The organism is Rhizobium sp. 25PS6, from assembly GCF_032464655.1.
Taxonomy (GTDB): Bacteria; Pseudomonadota; Alphaproteobacteria; order Rhizobiales; family Rhizobiaceae; genus Rhizobium; species Rhizobium laguerreae.
In genome coordinates, this window is the sequence record NZ_JAWDIV010000011.1 from 16,117 (window position 1) to 34,132 (window position 18,016).

At 63.2% G+C, this 18,016-nt stretch carries 14 protein-coding genes and 1 pseudogene; 6 read left to right on the top strand and 9 right to left on the bottom strand.

The annotated features are described in order from the left end of the window. Nucleotides 1-16: 16 nt before the first annotated feature. Nucleotides 17-802 carry an SDR family NAD(P)-dependent oxidoreductase gene (locus tag RWK44_RS16980; RefSeq protein ID WP_026264733.1) on the bottom strand — a complete coding sequence of 262 codons (786 nt, stop codon included), beginning with the start codon at nucleotides 800-802 and terminating at the stop codon, nucleotides 17-19. Between the two features lie 164 nt (nucleotides 803-966). Between RWK44_RS16980 and RWK44_RS16985 the strand changes: the two genes are divergently transcribed. The 4 genes from RWK44_RS16985 (at nucleotide 967) to RWK44_RS17000 (ending at nucleotide 5,818) form a co-directional block, all read left to right on the top strand. Beyond that, complete coding sequence (locus RWK44_RS16985; RefSeq protein ID WP_131665748.1) at nucleotides 967-1,818, top strand: DeoR/GlpR family DNA-binding transcription regulator; 852 nt, start codon at nucleotides 967-969, stop codon at nucleotides 1,816-1,818. A gap of 70 nt (nucleotides 1,819-1,888) precedes the next feature. After that, the gene (locus RWK44_RS16990) at nucleotides 1,889-2,689 is read left to right on the top strand and encodes a BtpA/SgcQ family protein (RefSeq protein WP_131665747.1); all 801 of its coding nucleotides are present in this window, start codon (nucleotides 1,889-1,891) and stop codon (nucleotides 2,687-2,689) included. Nucleotides 2,690-2,704: 15 nt separating this feature from the next. Beyond that, nucleotides 2,705-4,186, top strand: a complete 1,482-nt coding sequence (locus RWK44_RS16995) for an FGGY-family carbohydrate kinase (RefSeq protein WP_168328705.1) — start codon at nucleotides 2,705-2,707, stop codon at nucleotides 4,184-4,186. Between the two features lie 72 nt (nucleotides 4,187-4,258). Further along, nucleotides 4,259-5,818 (top strand): gamma-glutamyltransferase family protein, encoded by a 1,560-nt coding sequence (locus RWK44_RS17000; protein WP_316029136.1) that lies wholly within the window; start codon nucleotides 4,259-4,261, stop codon nucleotides 5,816-5,818. Nucleotides 5,819-6,262: 444 nt separating this feature from the next. Here RWK44_RS17000 and RWK44_RS17005 read toward each other — a convergent pair whose 3' ends face one another. Further along, nucleotides 6,263-8,218 (bottom strand): elongation factor G, encoded by a 1,956-nt coding sequence (locus RWK44_RS17005; protein ID WP_222062050.1) that lies wholly within the window; start codon nucleotides 8,216-8,218, stop codon nucleotides 6,263-6,265. A 235-nt stretch (nucleotides 8,219-8,453) separates the two neighbouring features. On the opposite strand from RWK44_RS17005, the pseudogene RWK44_RS17010 reads away from it, so the two are divergent. Beyond that, nucleotides 8,454-8,614: pseudogene (locus RWK44_RS17010) on the top strand (integrase core domain-containing protein); the annotation flags it as partial. Between the two features lie 110 nt (nucleotides 8,615-8,724). On the opposite strand, the gene lpdA reads toward RWK44_RS17010, so the two are convergent. From lpdA to RWK44_RS17045, 7 genes are all read right to left on the bottom strand, one after another. Next, nucleotides 8,725-10,122 (bottom strand): dihydrolipoyl dehydrogenase, encoded by a 1,398-nt coding sequence (lpdA, locus tag RWK44_RS17015; RefSeq protein WP_316029137.1) that lies wholly within the window; start codon nucleotides 10,120-10,122, stop codon nucleotides 8,725-8,727. Between the two features lie 5 nt (nucleotides 10,123-10,127). After that, entirely contained in the window at nucleotides 10,128-11,366 is a 1,239-nt protein-coding gene (locus RWK44_RS17020) for a dihydrolipoamide acetyltransferase family protein (RefSeq protein WP_222414326.1), read from the bottom strand. Nucleotides 11,367-11,369: 3 nt separating this feature from the next. Further along, on the bottom strand, nucleotides 11,370-12,383 hold the full coding sequence (locus tag RWK44_RS17025; protein ID WP_316029138.1) for an alpha-ketoacid dehydrogenase subunit beta: 1,014 nt from the start codon (nucleotides 12,381-12,383) through the stop codon (nucleotides 11,370-11,372). 1 nt (nucleotide 12,384) lies between these two features. Next, entirely contained in the window at nucleotides 12,385-13,617 is a 1,233-nt protein-coding gene (locus RWK44_RS17030; RefSeq protein WP_128449449.1) for a thiamine pyrophosphate-dependent enzyme, read from the bottom strand. Between the two features lie 64 nt (nucleotides 13,618-13,681). After that, on the bottom strand, nucleotides 13,682-14,809 hold the full coding sequence (locus RWK44_RS17035) for an acyl-CoA dehydrogenase family protein (RefSeq protein WP_168282519.1): 1,128 nt from the start codon (nucleotides 14,807-14,809) through the stop codon (nucleotides 13,682-13,684). Next, nucleotides 14,806-16,014 carry an acetyl-CoA C-acyltransferase gene (locus RWK44_RS17040; RefSeq protein ID WP_316029139.1) on the bottom strand — a complete coding sequence of 403 codons (1,209 nt, stop codon included), beginning with the start codon at nucleotides 16,012-16,014 and terminating at the stop codon, nucleotides 14,806-14,808. The genes RWK44_RS17035 and RWK44_RS17040 overlap by 4 nt, the downstream gene beginning before the upstream one ends. A 23-nt stretch (nucleotides 16,015-16,037) precedes the next feature. Beyond that, complete coding sequence (locus tag RWK44_RS17045; protein ID WP_316029140.1) at nucleotides 16,038-16,805, bottom strand: 3-hydroxyacyl-CoA dehydrogenase; 768 nt, start codon at nucleotides 16,803-16,805, stop codon at nucleotides 16,038-16,040. Between the two features lie 82 nt (nucleotides 16,806-16,887). On the opposite strand from RWK44_RS17045, the gene RWK44_RS17050 reads away from it, so the two are divergent. Next, entirely contained in the window at nucleotides 16,888-17,973 is a 1,086-nt protein-coding gene (locus RWK44_RS17050) for an AraC family transcriptional regulator (RefSeq protein ID WP_222011505.1), read from the top strand. The last annotated feature ends 43 nt before the right edge of the window (nucleotides 17,974-18,016 follow it).

Below are 18,016 nucleotides of genomic sequence, written 5' to 3' on the forward strand. Positions count from 1 at the left end.
GCAGGTCCTGGACGGGTCAGGTCGTGTAGACGCCGCCGGTGACGTTGACGCCCTGCCCGGTCATGAAGCGGGCCGAATTCGAGCAGAGGAAAACGACGACATCGGCCACGTCTTCAGGCGTTTCCAGCCGGCCGAGCGGCGTCTGGGCGATATAATCCGCAACGACGCGTTCGGGCGTGACGCCGCGCAGGCTCGCCTCCCAGGCGATCTCGCGCTCCTGCATGCCGGTCTTGACGAAACCGGGGCAGACGGCGTTGACGCGAACGCCTGAAGCTGCGAGCTCGCGGGCGAGCGCCTGTGTCCAGCCGAGCACGGCAAACTTGCTGGCGGAATAATGAGCCAGCAACGGTGCGCCGATCTTTGCGGCAAGCGAGGCGGTGTTGACGATGACGCCGGTGCCGGTGCTCGTGAAACGGCGAGCAGCAATCTGGTTGGTCAGGAAGATGCCGCGAATGTTGACATCGAAATTATAGTCCCACTCCTCGTCGGTCAGTTCCAGCGCATGCTGCATCGTGGAGACACCAGCATTGGCGCAGAGGATCTCGTAACCGCCTGTCCTCTCGACCACCTCGGAAAAGGTCGCCTCGACGGAGGTGCGCTTGCGAACGTCGATCGCATAGGCAGTGGCGCCGTTGCCGATCTCGGCCGCCGTCTGTTCGGCCGCCGCCAGGTTGATGTCGCAGATCGCCACCTGGATTGACTGGCGGGAGAGCGCGGTCGCGATCGCGCGCCCTATCCCAGTCGCCCCTCCGGTTACGATCGCACGCTTGCCGGATAGTTCTGGAAAGCTCGGAGACTGCATGTTCGCCCTCATCGACTGGAAACATCACCGATCATATAACAACAAAATCATACACAACAAGAAAAATTTATGTTTGAATTTGTTCGAGTCATTCGATACATAGGGAGCAACAATCAGACAATCGTAGCCACGAGTTGCGACGGCGGGAGGATGAAAACCGTATCATGGACGCGGAACAGCAGATGGTCGCCGCAGCGGAAAAACCGAAGGTTCTGGCCCAGGTGCGGCATGCGCGCATCCTGGAGACACTGGCCCGCAAAGGCGCGGTCTCCGTCAGCGATGTCGCCTCCCAGCTTGCCGTTTCCGAAATGACCGTCCGCCGCGACCTGATCGAACTCGAAAAGGATGGCAGGCTGGTGCGCACCCATGGCGGCGCGGTGCGCAGCGGCAAGGCCTTCGAGCCGATCGCCAACGAGGCTGTCGACCGCGAGGAGCCGACTTTCGAATCCCGGCTGACGCGCAATGCCGCCGCCAAGCGGACCATCGCGATGGCGGCGGCAGGCGTTGCCGCCGGAGCACGCACCCTGGCACTCGACGTCGGCACCACGACCTATCTGCTGTCCGGCCTGCTGCTCAACCAGCCGCGTACCAAGATCTTCACCAACGGCGTACGCAACGCCATGCAACTCGGCACCGGCTTTGGCGAGATCTACCTGCCTGGCGGGCGCATGCGTGGCGAGGAAATGGCGATTAGCAGCCAATCGGCCGTTTCGCAATTCGAGGAACTCTGGTTCGACATCGCCTTCGTCGGCGTGTCCGGGATTACGGCGCAGGGAATTTACGACTATTCCTTCGAGGACACCGACATGAAGCGGGTCTATCTGCGCCGCGCCACGCAGAAGGTGGTGCTTTGCGATTCCACCAAGTTCAAGCGTATGTCGCTGGTGCATATCGCGCCGCTGCAGCAATTTGACATGCTGATCACCGATGCCATGCCGCCGGCCGATCTTGCCGATGCGCTCGCCGCCGCTGGGGTCGATGTGCGCATTGCGCCCGAGGAGCAGCCGATGCTTTGATTTGCCCTTTCCCGCATCCGTCCCCCGGCGGATGACTGTTCCACTCGATTTCGCTTCAGGGAGTTCCCGCATGGTCTTCGACTTTTTTGGCGTCAAGAAGAAGGCGGTCATCGCGATGGCGCATATCGGAGCCCTGCCAGGCTCGCCCGCCTATGACGCCGCCGCCGGCGTGAACAAGCTCGTCGACGACGTGCTTTCCGACATCGAGAAGCTGCAGGCGGGCGGCGTCGACGCCATCATGTTCGGCAACGAGAACGACCGGCCCTACGTCTTCCAGGCGCCGCCGGAAGGGCTGGCGGCGATGACCGCGATCATCGAGCGGGTGAAACCGCAACTGACCGTGCCGTTCGGCGTCAACTATCTCTGGGATCCCTCGGCAAGCGTTGCGATCGGCGCAGTGACGGGCGCGAGCTTCGTTCGCGAGATCTTCACCGGCGTCTTCGCCTCCGACATGGGCATCTGGCAGCCGGATTGCGCCAAGGCGGCGCGGCTGCGACACAGCCTCGGCCGCGACGAGATGAAGATGCTCTTCAACATCAACGCTGAATTTGCCCATTCGCTGGACCAGCGACCGATCGAACTCAGGGCGAAAAGCGCCGTGTTCTCCTCGCTCGCCGATGCCATCCTGGTGTCGGGACCGCTGACCGGACAGGCGGTCGATCAATCGGACCTCAGGCGCGTTTGCGAGACAGTCAGTGATGTCCCCGTCTTTGCCAATACCGGCGTCAACAAGGACAATGTGCGCGACATATTGAGCGTTGCCAGCGGCGTCATCATCGGTACGCATTTCAAGGTGGACGGTAATACCTGGAACCCGGTCGACGGCGACCGGGTAAAGCGCTTCATGGAGATCGTCGAGGCGCTGCGCTGAACGAGAGGAATTGCCATGTCCATCACGCTCGGCCTCGATATCGGCACCACCTCCACCATCGGCATCTTGATCGAGCTGCCGAACCGCGTGCTCGGCCTCACTTCACGACCATCGACGCTTCATTCGCCGCAGCATAGCTGGGCCGAGGAAGACCCGGCGGAATGGTGGGCGAATGTCTGTGAGATCACCAGGGAACTGATTGCAACGACCGGGATCGAGCCCGGGCAAATCTCGGCCGTCGGTGTAACCGGCATGCTGCCGACCGTCGTGTTGCTCGATGACGCCGGCTACGTGCTGAGGCCGAGCATCCAGCAGAGCGACGGGCGTTGTGGTGAGGAGGTCGAGGAACTTAGGGCCGAGTGGAATGAGGCGGATTTTCTCGCGAAGGCGGGAAACGGCATCAACCAGCAGCTGGTGACGGCGAAGCTGCGCTGGATCGCCCGGCATGAGCCTACTGTTTTCGAGCGCATTGCCACGGTCATGGGGTCCTATGATTTCATAAACTGGAAGCTGACCGGCGAAAAGGCCATCGAGCAGAACTGGGCGCTGGAAGCTGGCTTCGTCGATATCAATACCGACAGGCTCGACGACGAACTGATCGGGCTTGCCAGAGTGCGCCGGGACGCCATTCCGAGGAAGGCCGCTTCGCATGAGGTGCTTGGCCATCTGACCAACGAGGCGGCCAAGGCGACGGGGCTCGCACCCGGAACGCCTGTTATCGGCGGGGCGGCCGACATGATCGCCTCGGCCTTCGGTGCAGGGATCAACAAGGCGGGCGACGTGCTGCTGAAATTCGGGGGTGCCGTCGATATCCTGACGGCAACAGATGTCGTGCGGCCCGATCGTCGCATGTTTCTCGATTATCATCTGGTTCCGGGGCTTTACATGCCGAACGGCTGCATGTCGACCGGCGGCTCGGGGCTCAACTGGTTCATCAGCACCTTCGCCGGACGCGAGCAGATCGCGGCAAAGGCGGAGGGAATATCCGTGCACCACTATCTCGATCGGCTGGCGGCGGCATGCGCGCCCGGCGCGGACGGGCTGACGATCCTGCCTTACTTCCTCGGCGAGAAGACGCCGATCCATGATGCCGGTGCGCGCGGCCTGATTGACGGGCTGACTCTGTCGCATCATATCGGCCATCTCTGGCGGGCGATGCTGGAAGCCTACGCCTATGCGCTGCGCCATCATATCGACGTGCTGAACGACATCGGCCATCCGACGACGCGTTTCATCGTTTCCGACGGGGGTTCGCAGAGCCGCATCTGGATGCAGATCGTTTCCGACGTGCTGCAGCAGCCACTGCAGGGTCTCACCGGCCATCCCGGCTCCTGCCTCGGTGTCGCCTGGGCCGCGGCGATCGGTGCGGGCTTGACCAAGGATTGGTCCGGTGTGACCGCCTTTGTCGGCCAAGGTGACAGAATCGTCCCCGACGCCGACAATGCAGCGGTTTATGATCGGGGTTATCGGACCTATCGCGCGCTTTACAGGCCATAGATCCAGCGAGATTTGAGCGTGACAACACCGCCAGAACGGGATTCCACGAGACAGGCAGCCGGGCGCGGCGGCATGATAACAAGCCCGCATGCGCTGGCGAGCGAGGCAGGCGCGGCGATCCTGCGAGCCGGCGGCAATGCGCTGGAAGCTGCGATCGCCATCGGCAGCACCATTGCCGTCGTCTATCCGCATTTCTGCGGTCTTGGGGGCGATTCCGTCTGGATCGTTGCTGATCGCAGCGGGCGGAAAACATGTTTTCTTGGCATCGGCCAGGCGGCGCGGAAATTGCCGGATTTCGGCGGCAACATTCCGCTGCGCGGGCCGCTTTCGGCGCTGACCTCGGCCTGCGCCGTCGATGCGTGGCGGCACGCGTATGACTATTCCGCGCGACACTGGGGCGGAAAGATCGATTTTTCCGTCTTGCTTGCCAATGCGATCCGCCACGCGGAAGAGGGCTTTCCTATTACGCGCTCGCAGAGCTTCTGGCTTGCCTTCCGGCAAGAGGAGGCGGCCGGCTGGCCGGGTTTTACCGCACTCTTCATGCCGGATGGCGCGGCGCCGGAAACAGGCAGTCTGTTTCGACAAGAGAATTTGGCGCTGTCGCTTTCGCTGATTGCCCGTGACGGACCGCGCTCCTTCTACGACGGCGAGCTCGGAACGAGCATTGCGGGAGGGCTGCAGACGGCGGGTTCTCCGCTGACTGCCGACGATCTCAAGGCGACCCGAACGCGCGAGGTCGCGCCGATCAGCCTCTCCTATCGCGGCTTCGAGCTGCTTGCGCCACCGCCGCCGACACAGGGTCTGTCGACACTGGCGATCATGGGCATTCTCGCCCATTTCGATCTTGCCAGCCAAACGGCCGGCAGCGCCGATCATCTCCATCTCTGCGTCGAAGCCGTCAAACGCGCCTTCCTCGACCGCGGCGGCATTGCCGATCCCGATCTCGTGCCGCAGCCGGTGGAGGAATGGCTGAGCGCGCAGCATCTTGCGCAGGCGGCAGCCTCCATTGATCCAGCACGAGCGCTCGAATGGCCGGCGCCCTTTCGCAGCGGCGACACCGTGTTCTTTGCCGCAACCGACGCAGAGGGCGGCAGCGTCAGCGTCTTGCAGAGCACCTATTTCGACTGGGGCAGCGGCGTAGTGGTCGGCGATACGGGTATTCTCTGGCAGAACCGCGGGGCCGCCTTTTCGTCCGATCCCAAGCATGTCAATGCCATCGCACCCGGCAAACGGCCTTTCTATACTCTGAATCCCGGCCTCGGCCTGCGCAACGGCAAGCCCGCCCTGCTCTACGGCACGCAGGGCGCCGACGGCCAGCCGCAGACGCTGGCAATGCTGCTGACCCGGCTGATCGACTTCGACGAGGAACCGGCAGCCGCGCTGGCCGGTCCGCGCTTTCTTCTCGGCAAGACCTTTTCCGACAGCCGCGACACCCTGAAGCTGGAAAGCGACGCCGGCGAAGCTGTACTTGCCGAACTGGCCGCACGAGGCCACGTGCTGTCACCGATCGAGGCGCAGAGCCCGCTCGCAGGGCAGGCAGGTGTGATCGTTATCGACGAGGACGGCATGGCGACCGGCGCGCATGATCCACGTGGCGACGGATTGGCGATCGCGTCTCCTCCGTCGGCATGAGTTATAGGGTTATGCGTCGGCGAGGCGCGTTCAAACGCAAGGAAGCGGGAAAAAGCTAATAATTGATCAGACGGACCGCTGATGACACTTCCCGAGCATCGTGCTCCCAGCAGATCGGCGACGTTCTCCGCACTGGGTATCATTCCGCTATGGATTCGAAAGTCGCCGAGGATTCCAGTGGGAGGCCATAGCGCTTCAGGGGGAATGGACCGGGGGATATCCGGGTACTTGCGGGCGATCTTCGCGAGAGACGCCGGTGGTCACTGGATATAGACGGTCCGAACTGTCGGCCACTGCCGTTGTGATCTCGGCACTATCGACCTCGCTCCTCCCCGAAGCAAGCCCCAACCGCGGGCCTGTGCTACTACAACTGCAAACGTTCCAGGCACGTAAGGGCGGCCGTGAGCCCGGCTCTGCGAACGAGCATGAAGTGGCGCGAACGTTTCAGTGTGCGACGCCTGGTTCCTCGTGTGCCCTCACGATGGCGTCCGCTTCCTTGCCGTATAGCTCCTCGAAGTGATCGAAGGTCTTGGAAAAGTAACCAATGCCCTGCGTCGCCGAGCGCAGCGCCCGCGCCAGATCGTCAAGTGCGCCGCCCGGAATAAGTGCGCGGAAGATGTCCCATCCCTTAGCGGTTTCATCCCGGTCGAAGCCGAGAACCTGACCCTTGAGAGCGGAGACGATCTGGACGAGGCTGCCGGAATAGATCGACGGAATGTGAATTTCGCTGCGGAAGACCGGTTGCATTAAAACGGCCGACCCTTCGGAAAGCGCCTGTCGCACTCCCATTTTCGACGCAGTCCTGAAGGCGTGTTCCGAACTGTCGACGGCATGGTACTGACCATCGAACAGCGTTACGCCGACATCGATGACCTGGAAGCCGAGCGGTCCTTTCTCCATCGCTTCGCGCGCGCCTGCTTCGACGGCAGGGATGTAGTTGCGCGGAACGACGCCACCCTTGACGGTTTCGCTGAAGGTGAAGCCCCGGCCGCGCTCGTTGGGGCGAATGCTCAGCTTCACATCCGCGAATTGCCCGGCACCGCCGGTCTGTTTGCGATGCCGGTAGTGAACCTCGGACGGCTTCGCGATTGTCTCGCGGTAGATCGGGCTGGGCATTCGATCGGCTACGTCGATGTGGAAGACGTCGGACAGGGTTCGGCAGAGATCGCGCAGATGTACCGGGCCCTGGGCGCGGATGAGCTGGGCGCCCGTGCCTTCCTCCTGCAAAACGACAAGACCGCGATCCGTCTCGGAAAGTTTTGCCAGCGTTTCGGAGAGCTTGTTTTCATCGCGTTCGCTGCCCGGGACCAGGATCCTTTCGAGCATCGGCGTAGGTGGCTCGGTCCATTCGGGCGAGGCGACCGGCGCGTGTGATGTCAACAGCGACGGGACGGGCAAGTGGTCGGACTTGACTGTTGCGAAGACATCCCCCGGTGCAGGCACGATCGCCGAGCTGGACCGTCCGTTTGCGGGATCCTGCACGGCGCCGAGGCTGGAGCCGCCCAGTAATGCGCCTTGCCGCAGTCCCTCACCAAACGCACGCACCAGCACCGTCTTCCCGATATTCTGACGATGATAGGCATGGAAGCTCACGGCGGTCAGCTTGTTTTCATCGACATCGCGAGCCAGGCGCTGTCGAAGAACCCCTACCGGCGGCGCCTCGTGGCGCAGCGCCTTCATCAGCCTCATCATGCCGTTGCCGTGACTTGCGGCACCGATCAGGACCGGAATAATCCTGTTTTCCCTGAGAACCCGCGATGAAATGGCATAGAGGGCGTCGCTGGGCGGCTCGCGATCTTCGACCAGTTCCTCGAGAAGCCAGTCATCGAATTCGGACAGGTGTTCCAGGAGCTCGCTGCGCGCTTCGTGCTCGCGCTCGGCGGCGCTTTCGGGGATTGCGATCAGCGCCGAAGTCTGGCCTTCCCGGTAGCGCCACGCCCGTTCCGAAATCAGATCGCAACTGCCTATGATCCGGTCTCCCTCGCGGATCGGGATCTGGCGAAGCAAAAGCGTGTGGTTGGCGTAGTCTTGAAGCGCGGCGATCACGTCCCTCAGCCGCCCTCTCGGTTCGTCCATTCGGTTGACGAAGAGGATGCACGGCGTCCCCGAGGCTTCGACTATCCGCAGATAGGGCGCGGCGAGCACAGCCTCCTCGGGTGCCGATGAAACGCACAGGATGCAGGCGTCGCTGGCAAGAAGCGCGTGCTGTGCATGCACCAACGCTTCGTTGGGTCCTGGCGCATCCAGCGCACACCACGCCTCGTTTCCAAAGGTGAATTCTGTGAGGTTCAATCCATAAGGGGACCTGGATTTTCTCGGCGCTCCCTCCAGGGAGCCGAGCTTTTCCACGACGGTTGATTTTCCGGTCTGCGAGGGTCCAAGCACGGTAAAGCAGCGCATCGGCATTCCTCCAACTGCCATAAACATAATTTTCAGCCATCATAAGATGCCCTGAACCGCTGCAAGGCGCCAGAGGTGTTCAGTGTCACAGCGCTTGACCTGGACTTGCATTTGAGGCTGATCCATTCAGGGGCTGAGAACGCATTGACGAATTTGCGATATCGACGTCAATGCGCGACGAACTACTGCCATTGTTTGCAGCCGCGGCCGAAGGGGCGATCGCCGAGCAGCAGGAGCCGAATGCCTGAACCAGCACTGGTTCCTGACCCTTGCGGATGCCCACGAAGGATGGAGGATTGGCGTAGAGACTACAATGAGGTTCGGCCACATGGCGCGATCGGCAACAAGGTGCCGATCTCGCTAATGAACGACTCATTGGCACCCTCGCCGAGCTGAGCCATAACCCCGAAAATTCCAGCTCCCGCTGGCCCAAAAATCGGGGAGCATCTTAAAAAAACCGCTGGAGCGAACTCAAAACTGGCCCAGGACGCCGAAAGCGCTTGAACTCAGATATGCAGAGCGCTTCCCAAAGCTTTCAGCGCCGCCTCCATGACCGCTTCGCTGCGGGTCGGATGCGCGTGGATGGTGCCGGCGATGTCTTCCAGGCGCGCGCCCATCTCGATGGCGAGCGCAAAAGCCGCCGAGAGTTCGGAGACCCCGGCTCCCACCGCCTGCAGGCCGAGCACGAGGTTGGTGTCGGCGCGGGCCACGACGCGCACGAAGCCCTCTTCGGACAGCATCGTCATTGCCCGTCCGTTGGCGCTGAACGGAAACTGGCCGGTGCGAATTTCATAGCCTTGCGCCTTCGCGTCGGCCGGCGACAGGCCGGCGCTGACGATCTCCGGGTCGGTAAAGCAGATGGCGGGAATGCATCTTTTGTCCCAGGCGCGCTTCTTTCCGGCGATGATTTCCGCCACCATCTCCCCTTGCGCCATGGCCCGATGGGCAAGCATCGGCTCGCCGGTTACGTCTCCGATCGCATAGATGCCGCGCATCGAGGTGCGGCAACGGTCGTCGATCCGGAGATAGGGACCGGCACGATCGAGATCGAGCTCTTCGAGACCGGATCCTGCGGTTCTTGGGCGGCGGCCGACGGTGACGAGGATGCGGTCCGCCGGCAGGGTCTCACGCCGGCCATCCGGCGTTTCGACGATCAATGCCTCGCCATTGTCGGCAAGGCCGATTGCCTTCGCACCCGTCAACACCCGGATACCGCCTTCGGTCAGCTTGCGCATGACGGGCCGCACCAGTTCGGCATCATATTGCGGCAGCACCTGCGGCGTCGCCTCGACGACCGTCACATCAGACCCCATCTTGGCAAAGGCGGTCCCGAGCTCCAGCCCGATATAACCGCCACCGACCACAACGAGCTTTTTTGGCAGATCCATCAGCGACAGCGCCTCTGTCGAGGAAATGACGCGGCCGCCGAAAGGCAGGTTCGCAAGCTCCACCGGATCCGAACCGGTGGCGATCACCACCGTCTCCGCGCGGATGATCTGCTGGCCAATTTCCGTCTCCACCTCCACCGTCTTGCCGTCGCGGAAGTGGGCGTGGCCGTGGACGATCTTGACGCGCGCCTTCTGCAGCAGCCCCGAAACACCGCTGGTCAAGCGGCCGACGATCCCGTCCTTCCAGGCAATCGTCCTCATGAGGTCGATCGAGGCGCCTTCGACTCGGATGCCCATCGGGTTTTTCCCGGCAAGCATCTTTTGCGTCGCGTCGAATTCCTCCGCCGCATGGATCAGCGCCTTGGAGGGAATGCAGCCGACCGTCAGGCAGGTGCCGCCCGGCTTGCCAGCCTCGACGATGACGGTATCGATGCCGAGTTGTCCGGCGCGGATGGCGCAGACATAACCGCCCGGACCGGCGCCGATGACGAGGAGCTTGCAGACGATCTCTTTCATGGATCTCAGCCTTCGATAAAAATGAGCGCCGGCGTTTCGAGCAGCGTTCGGATGCGCTGCACGAAGTTTGCCGCATCCCAGCCGTCGATGATGCGATGATCGAAGCTGGAGGAGAGGTTCATCATCTTGCGCGGCACGAACTGCGCGCCGTCCCAGACCGGTCGCGTGGCGATCTTGTTGACGCCGACGATCGCCACTTCGGGATGATTGATGATGGGTGTCGAGACGATGCCGCCAAGCGCACCGAGCGAACTGATGGTGATGGTGGAGCCGGAAAGCTCATCGCGTGTCGCAGTACCCGATCGCGCCGCTTCCGCCAGCCGGTTCATCTCGGCGGCGCAATCCCAGATGCCGCGGGCTTCGGCATGCCGCACCACCGGAACGGTCAGGCCGGCCGGCGTCTGCGTGGCGATGCCGATATGCACGGCACTGTAGCGCGTGATGATGCCGGCATCGTCGTCGAAAGTGGCGTTGACGTCGGGCTGCTCGGAAATGGCCTTGACCAGCGCCCGCATCAGGAAGGGCAGAACCGTCAGCTTCGGATGGCCCGACCTGTGATCGCCGTTCATCGTGGCGCGCAACTCCTCGAGCGCGGACATATCCACTTCTTCCACATAGGTGATGTGGGGGATGCGCGAGGCGGAAAGCACCATCTTCTCGGCGATGCGGCGGCGCAGGCCGGTCAGCTTGATCTCCTCGGTCGCCGTCCTCCTGGCAAAGCCGTTCTTTGCCGTTGCAGGCGCGGTCCCATGGGTCAGGAATTGCTCAATATCCTCGCGCAGGATGCGCCCGGCCGGTCCGGTCGCCTGCACCTGCCTGAGATCGACACCGCTCTCCCTGGCGAAGAGCCGCACGGAGGGAGCGGCAAGCGGCTTTTCCGCTGGTGTTGCCGCCGGCACTGGCGCCGCAGGCGCTGCCGCAGCAGGTTTTGCAATCTCGGCCTTGGGCGTTTCGGCAATCGGCGTCTGCGAAATCCCTACGGGCTGCGCCTCTCCGACATCTCCCGCCGTCTCGATCCGCACCAGCGGGGCCTTGACCGCGATACGGTCTCCGACCTCGCCGGCAAGCCAGATGACGGTACCATTGACGGGAGACTGAATTTCCACAGTGGCCTTGTCGGTCATGACGGCGGCGATCACCATGTCCTCGCGGACGGAATCTCCCGTCTTCACATGCCATTCTACGATCTCGGCCTCGGCGACCCCTTCCCCGACATCGGGCATCTTGATGATGAATTCGCCCATGGCTCAGGCCTCCATGACTTCGGCAAGCGCCCGCCCAACACGGCCGGGACCGGGGAAATAGTCCCACTCCTGCGCATGCGGATAGGGCGTATCCCAGCCGGCAACGCGCACGACCGGCGCTTCGAGATGATAGAAGCAATTTTCCTGTACCAGCGCCGCGACTTCGGCGCCGAAGCCGGACGTCAGAGTTGCCTCATGCACGACGACGCAACGTCCCGTCTTCGAGACCGATTTGACGATCGTATCGAGATCGAGCGGCAGCAGGCTTCTGAGATCGATCACCTCGGCATCGATGCCGTCATCCTCGGCCGCAGCAAGCGCCACATGCACCATGGTGCCGTAGGCAACCACCGTCACCGCCGATCCGGCACGCCGCACTTCGGCCTTGCCGATCGGGATGGTGTAATGGCCATCGGGCACCTCTCCGAGGTCGTGTTTCGACCAGGGCGTCACCGGCCGCTCGTGATGGCCGTCGAAGGGGCCGTTATAGAGGCGCTTGGGCTCCAGGAACATCACGGGGTCTGGATCCTCGATCGCCGCGATCAGCAAGCCTTTGGCGTCATAGGGATTGGACGGCACGATCACTTTCAGCCCGCAGACATGGGTAAAAAGCGCCTCCGGGCTCTGGCTGTGTGTCTGGCCGCCGAAGATACCGCCGCCGGTCGGCATACGCACGACGATCGGGCAGGTGAAATCGCCGTTGGAACGGTAGCGGATACGCGCCGCCTCCTGCGTCAGCTGGTCATAGGCGGGATACATGTAATCGGCGAACTGGATTTCGACACAGGGCTTCAGCCCATAGGCCGCCATGCCGATCGCCGTGCCGACGATGCCGGATTCGCTGATCGGCGTATCGAAGCAGCGCGTTCTGCCGTATTTTGCCTGCAGGCCCTGTGTGCTGCGAAAGACGCCGCCGAAATAACCGACATCCTCGCCGAAAACGACGACATTGTCGTCACGTGCCATCGAGACGTCCATGGCGCTGCGCACGGCCTCGATCATCGTCATTCTGGCCATGTCAGTACCCCGCCTTCTGTCGCTGGCGGCGGATATGCGGCGGCATCTCGGCATATACGCCCTCGAAAATGTCGCGCACCGAGGGCCTGCCGCCGGCATGCAGCGTGCCATGCGCCTCTGCCTGGCGCTGCGCCTCGATCACCTCGTCCATGATTTCGGCTTCGGCCTGCACATGCCGCTCCTCCGACCAAGCGCCCTTGACGATCAGATGTTTCTTCAGCCGCAGCACGGGATCGCCGAGCGGCCAGGCCTCCGATTCCGTCTTGGGCCGATAGGCGCTCGGATCGTCGGAGGTCGAATGCGCACCGACGCGATAGGTCACATATTCGATCAGCGTCGGGCCGAGATTGCGCCGCGCGCGCTCGGCCGCCCAGTAGGCGACGGCATGGACGGCGAGATAGTCGTTTCCGTCGACACGCAGCGCCGGAATGCCGAAGCCGAGGCCCCGCGCCGCGAAGGTGCCGGAGCCGCCGCGGGCAATGCCCTGGAAGGTGGAGATCGCCCACTGATTGTTGACAATGTTGAGAATAACAGGCGCCTTGTAGGTCGAGGCGAAAACGAGCGCCGAGTGGAAATCCGATTCCGCCGTCGATCCGTCGCCGATCCAGGCCGCGGCAATGCGGCTGTCGTTCTTGATCGCCGAAGCCATCGCCCAGCCGACAGCCTGCACATATTGGGTAGCGAGATTGCCCGAGATGGTGAAGAAGCCGTGCTCCTTGGAGGAATACATGATCGGCAGTTGCCGGCCGCGCAGCGGATCGCTCTCGTTCGAGTAGATCTGGTTCATCATCTCGACCATCGGATAGTCGTCGGCAATCAGCAGGCCGGCCTGGCGATAGGTCGGGAAATTCATGTCTCCCTTCTCGAGCGCCTTGCGAAAGGCGCAGCTAACGGCCTCTTCGCCGAGATGCTGCATGTAGAAGGAGGTCTTGCCCTGCCGCTGCGCCATCAGCATGCGGGCGTCGAAGGCGCGCAGCTTCATCATGTTGCGAAGCCCGGTCAGCAACGCCTCATCGGAGAGCGACCCAGCCCAGGGGCCGACCGCCTCGCCCTCGCGGTTCAAAACGCGGATGATGGAATAGGCGAGGTCACGGATATCTTCGGACGCGACATCCACCTCCGGCCGCGGCACGGAACCCGCCTTGGCAATCTTCACGTTGGAAAAATCGGGCTGACCGCCCGGGCGGACGGCGGGTTCGGGGACGTGCAGGCTCAAACGAGCGGAATCCACCATGTTTTTTCTTTCCTCCCTTTGCCGGCCTTGCTCCCCTCCTCCGGAAGCAGGGCCGGATGTGGTTCTATAGATTGCGGGCAATCACCATGCGCTGCACGTCACTTGTTCCTTCATAGATCTGGCAGATGCGCACATCGCGATAGATGCGCTCGACCGGATAATCGGCCATGTAGCCATAGCCGCCATGGATCTGGATCGCATCGGAGCAGACGCGCTCGGCCATTTCGGAGGCAAAGAGCTTCGCCATCGAGGCTTCCGACAGGCATGGCAGTCCGGCTTCCCTGAGGGAGGCAGCATGAAAAACGAGCTGCCGCGCCGCCTCGATCCGCACCGCCATATCGGCAAGGCGGAACGCAACGGCCTGATGCTCGACGATCGGCTTGCCGAAGGCCGTACGCTCTTTGGCGTAGTCGCGCGCCGCCTCGAAGGCCGCCCGCGCCATGCCGACCGCCTGCGCTGCAATGCCGATCCGCCCACCCTCGAGATTGGCGAGCGCGATGCGATAACCTTCACCTTCCGCACCGAGCCTGAGTTCTGCCGGGATGCGCATGCTGTTGAAGGCGATCTGGCAGGTATCGGAGGAATGCAGCCCAAGTTTTTCCTCGACGCGGATCACCTCGTAGCCCGGCGTATCGGTCGGCACGATGAAGGCGGTGATACCCTTCTTGCCGACATCGGGATCGGTGACGGCAAAGACGATGATGACATGACCGTTCTTTCCCGAGGTGATGAATTGCTTGGAGCCGTCGAGCACGTAGTGATCGCCGTCACGCCGCGCCCGGGTCTTCAGGTTGGAGGCATCGGAACCGGCCTGCGGCTCGGTCAGCGCAAAGCCGCCAATCCATTCGCCGCTGGCCAGTTTCGGCAGGAAGCGCTGCCGCTGCTCCTCGGTACCGAATTTCAGGATCGGCACACAACCGACGGAGCTATGCACGCTCATGATCGTCGAACAGGGTCCGTCGCCGGCGGCAATCTCCTCGAGTGCCGCGGCATAGGCGACCACACCGGTATCCGACCCGCCATAGGCTTCCGGCACCAGCATGCCGAGCAGCCCGAGTTCACCCATTTCCTTCAATTCCTCGCGCGGGAAGAGATGCTCCCGGTCGCGTTTGGCCGCCCCCGGCGCCAACCGGTCGCGGGCAAAGTCGCGGGCGAGATCTGAGATTTGCTGCTGGAGGTCGGAAAGGATCATCTGTTCTGCCCTCCCCGCTCGTGCCGCTCGATGGCGACAGCCGTCGCCTCGCCGCCGCCGATGCAGAGCGCGGCCATGCCGCGCTTCAGGTCGTATCGCTCCAGTGCGGCAAGCAGCGTCACCAGAATCCGCGCCCCCGAGGCGCCGATCGGATGGCCGAGCGCACAAGCGCCGCCATGCACATTCACCTTTTCATGCGGCAGATCGAGATCGCGCATCGCCGCCATGGCGACGACGGCGAAAGCCTCGTTGATTTCGAACAGATCGACCTCCGACAGCGGCAAGCCGGTGCGATCGGACAGCTTCTGCAGCGCGCCGATCGGCGCCGTGGCGAAAAGATTGGGCGCCTGCGAATGCGTGGCATGGCCGATGATCGTCGCAAGCGGCTTGAGGCCGCGGCGCTCCGCCTCGGAGCGGCGCATCAGCACCAGGGCGGCAGCGCCATCGGAAATCGAGCTGGAATTGGCGGCGGTCACCGTGCCGCCGTCGCGGAAGGCGGCCTTAAGCGTCGGAATCTTATCTAGCTTCGCCTTGCCGGGTTGTTCATCGCGGCTCGCCACCTGCTCGACTCTGCCCGATTTCACCGTAACCGGCGCGATCTCGCTTTCGAAACAGCCTTCGGCAATCGCCTTCTGCGCCCGCGTCAGCGAGGTGATGGCGTAGCTATCCTGCGCCTCGCGCGTGAACTGATAGGCCTCGGCGCAATCCTCCGCGAAGCTGCCCATCAAGCGCCCCTTGTCATAAGCATCCTCCAGCCCGTCGAGGAACATGTGATCCACGACACGCCCATGGCCGAGCCTGTAGCCGCCACGGGCCTTGTCAAGAAGATAGGGCGCATTCGTCATGCTTTCCATGCCGCCTGCAACTGCCACGGAAGCGCTGCCGGCGGCGATCAGGTCATGCGCGATCATCACGGCCTTCATGCCTGAGCCACACATCTTGTTGACGGTGCTGGCCGCCGTCGCGAAGGGCAGGCCGGCGTAGATCGCCGCCTGGCGCGCCGGTGCCTGCCCTTGGCCGGCCGACAACACGCAGCCGAAGACGACCTCCTCGATCGCCTCGGCCTCGACGCGGCTGCGCTCAAGCGCCGTTCGGATCGCGGTTGCTCCGAGTTCGGGCGCCGTCGCCTCCTTCAGCTCTCCCTGAAAGCTGCCGATCGGGGTGCGCGCTGCACCGACGATAACGATGGGATCCTGCAATGTCATGTTTCCTCCTCTGGGCAACGCGCTCAGCGCGCGCCCATCCGCAATGCGCCGTCGAGGCGGATGACCTCGCCGTTCAGCATGTTGTTTTCCAAGATATGGCGTACCAGCCCGGCAAATTCCGCTGGCCGGCCGAGCCGTGGCGGAAAGGGCACGCTCTTGCCGAGCGCTGCCTGAACTTCGGCCGGCATATCAGCCATCATCGGCGTCTCGAAAATGCCCGGAGCGATCGACACAACGCGAATGCCGTGACGGGCAAGCTCGCGGGCGATCGGCAAGGTCATCGCCACCACCCCGCCCTTGGAGGCGGCATAGGCTGCCTGACCGATCTGGCCGTCGAAGGCGGCAACCGAGGCCGTATTGACGATAACGCCGCGTTCGCCTTCCGCATCCGGCTCGGTAGTCTGGATCGCTGCGGCGGCCAGCCGGATCATGTTGAACGTGCCGATGAGATTGATGCCGACCGTGCGCGCAAAACTCTCCAGCCGGTGCGGTCCGTCGCGGCCGATCACCTTTTCGGCCGGCGCCACACCTGCGCAATTCACCAATCCGCGCAAGCCGCCAAAGGCTTCGACGGCAGCGGCAACCACCGCCGCCCCCTCCTCGCCATCGGTCACGTCGGCCCTGACGAAACGGGCATCGCTTCCGAATACCCGGACGATATCTTGACCGGCTTCCGCGTTGAGATCGGCGATTGTCACCCGTCCGCCCGCCTCCACAAGCATGCGCGCCGTCGCCGCGCCGAGGCCAGAGCCGCCGCCGGTCACGATGAAACTCGCACCTCGGATCAGCATGAATCTGTTCCTCCCTACCGGCCGCGCCTCCTCCAGGCTCAGCCGAATGAGAGGATTCTATTCCGTCGGCCTATTGCAAGCGATGACAGAACTGCTCCATTATTTCGGACAGTTTTGCCATAGAGAGGGCGCGATGGCCGAAGTCGAGCGACGCATGATTGCACCGGCCTTTGTCGAGGAGGCACTCGACAGTCTGCGGCGGCTGGATAAGCCGATAGAGCCTATTCTTGCCCACGTCGGCCTGGCATCCCCGGTCGATCAGCCGGTTTCGGCAGAGACCTATGGCGCGCTCTGGCTGGCGATCGCCGCCGAACTCGACGATGAATTCTTCGGCATGGGGGGCCGACCGATGCGCAGCGGCAGCTTCACGCTGCTCTGCCACTCCGTGCTGCATGCGCCGACGCTGGGTCATGCGCTACGCCGGGCGCTACGCTTCCTCGATGTCGTGCTCGACGACCCCCGAGGACGGCTCGTCATCCGCGACGGTCTGGCCGAGATCGAGCTCAGCGATGCCGGCGGCCCGCGTTCGGCCTTCGCCTACCGCACCTACTGGATCATCCTGCACGGCATCATCTGTTGGCTGGTCGGCCGGCGCATTCCGATCCGCCTCGTCGATTTCCGCTGCGCCGAGCCCAAACAAGGCGCCGACTACCGGCTGTTCTTCGGTGCACCAGTGCGTTTCTCGCAACCGGTCAGCCGTCTCGGATTCGACAGCGCCTTGCTGGATCTGCCGGTGGCGCGCAGCGAACAGGCGCTCAAACAGTTCCTCCGCGGCGCGCCCGCCAATATTCTTGTGCGCTACCGCTATGATGCCGGCATCGCCGCCGCCATCCGCCGGCGCTTGAACCAGGCAACGCCTGCCATGTGGCGGAGTTTTGCCGAGCTTGCCGCCGATATGCGCATGCCGCCCTCCACTCTCCGTCACCGCCTGCGCGACGAGGGACAAAGCTATGCCGCCATCAAGGACGACATCCGCCGGGATCTCGCCGTCGAACTGCTGCTGAACACGCCGAAGACCATCGGCGAGATTGCCGTGCAACTCGGCTATTCCGAGCCGAGCGCCTTCTTCCGAGCCTTCCGCAAATGGATGGGCAAGAGCCCCGAAGCCTTTCGCCGGGAGGAAGCTCTCTCGCAATTGGATGAGCCATCGCATTCAAGAGCACTTTGAACCCGCCGCAACCCGCGCTACATATTTCAGCGGGAGGAGTGCC